Annotated in this window: 1 protein-coding gene; it reads left to right on the forward strand. The window is 74.6% G+C overall.

Annotation, left to right across the window (positions count from 1 at the left end):
- A partial coding sequence (locus DW299_RS00015; RefSeq protein ID WP_136035197.1) for a FliI/YscN family ATPase occupies positions 1-1,081 on the forward strand: 1,081 nt, incomplete at its 5' end.
- Positions 1,082-1,252 lie beyond the last annotated feature (171 nt).

The raw sequence follows: 1,252 nt of genomic DNA on the forward strand, positions 1-1,252 counted from the left end.
GAGGATCCGCCCGAGGAGCGCTCGTCCGGTGCGGGTGCCCACCGGACGAGCGCTCCTCGGGCGGATCCTCGACGGGCTCGGCCGCCCGATCGACGGCAAGGGGCCGCTCGGCGCCCCCACCGTGAGCCTCGACCACGCCACGCCCTCCCTCCTGGAGCGCGACCGCATCACCGCCCCGCTCCCCCTGGGCGTGCGCGCCCTGGACACGCTCGTGAGCGTCGGCCGCGGTCAGCGCGTCGGCCTGTTCGCGGGCTCCGGGGTGGGCAAGTCGTCGCTGCTGTCGATGATCGCGCGCGGCACGGAGGCCGAGGTCACCGTGATCGCGCTGGTCGGCGAACGCGGACGCGAGGTGCGCGAGTTCATCGAGGACGACCTCGGACCTGCCGGCCTCGCCCGCTCGGTCGTGGTGGTGTCGACCTCGGACCAGCCGGCCATGGCCCGCATCCGGGCGGCGTTCACGGCCACACGCATCGCCGAGGCGTTCCGGGACGACGGCGCTCACGCGATCCTCATGATGGACTCGCTCACGCGCGTGGCGATGGCCCAGCGCGAGATCGGGCTGTCGGCGGGCGAGCCCCCGGCCACGCGCGGCTACCCGCCGTCGACGTTCTCGATCCTCGCCGGGCTGCTGGAGCGCGCCGGCACCGACCGCACCGGGTCGATCACCGGCATCTACACCGTGCTCGTCGACGGCGACGACCACAACGAGCCGATCGCCGATGCCGTGCGCTCGATCCTCGACGGCCACGTGGTGCTCGACCGTGCCCTGGCGCTGTCCGGCCACCACCCCGCGATCGACGTGCTCGGCTCGGTGTCGCGCGTCGCGGGCAAGATCACCGGGGCCGAGCGCCGGGCGCACGCCGCGACGCTGCGGGCCGTGCTCGCCGCGCGCCGTCGCGCCACCGACCTGATCGACATCGGCGCGTATCACGCGGGAGCGGATCCGCGGATCGACGCCGCCATCGCGCACGAGCGGGAGATCTCCGCCTTCCTCACGCAGTCGCTCGACGAGACCTGCGACATCGAGGAGTCGTGGCGCCGGCTGGACGCCCTGGTCGGCGCCTTCGAGGGGGTCGCATGAGTCGTTCGTTCTCGCTGGCCGGTCTCCTGCGCGTGCGGGAGATCCAGGAGCGTGCCGCGGCGCAGCGGCTGTCGCGGGCCGTGATCGACGCGCAGCACACCGAGGCGCGCGACCGGGCCCTGCGCGCGCACCTGTCCGGCGCCGACACCGAGGCCGTGGACGTGCGCTCGC

Source organism: Microbacterium sp. K35 (assembly GCF_004794375.1).
In the GTDB taxonomy this organism is placed as follows: domain Bacteria; phylum Actinomycetota; class Actinomycetes; order Actinomycetales; family Microbacteriaceae; genus Microbacterium; species Microbacterium sufflavum.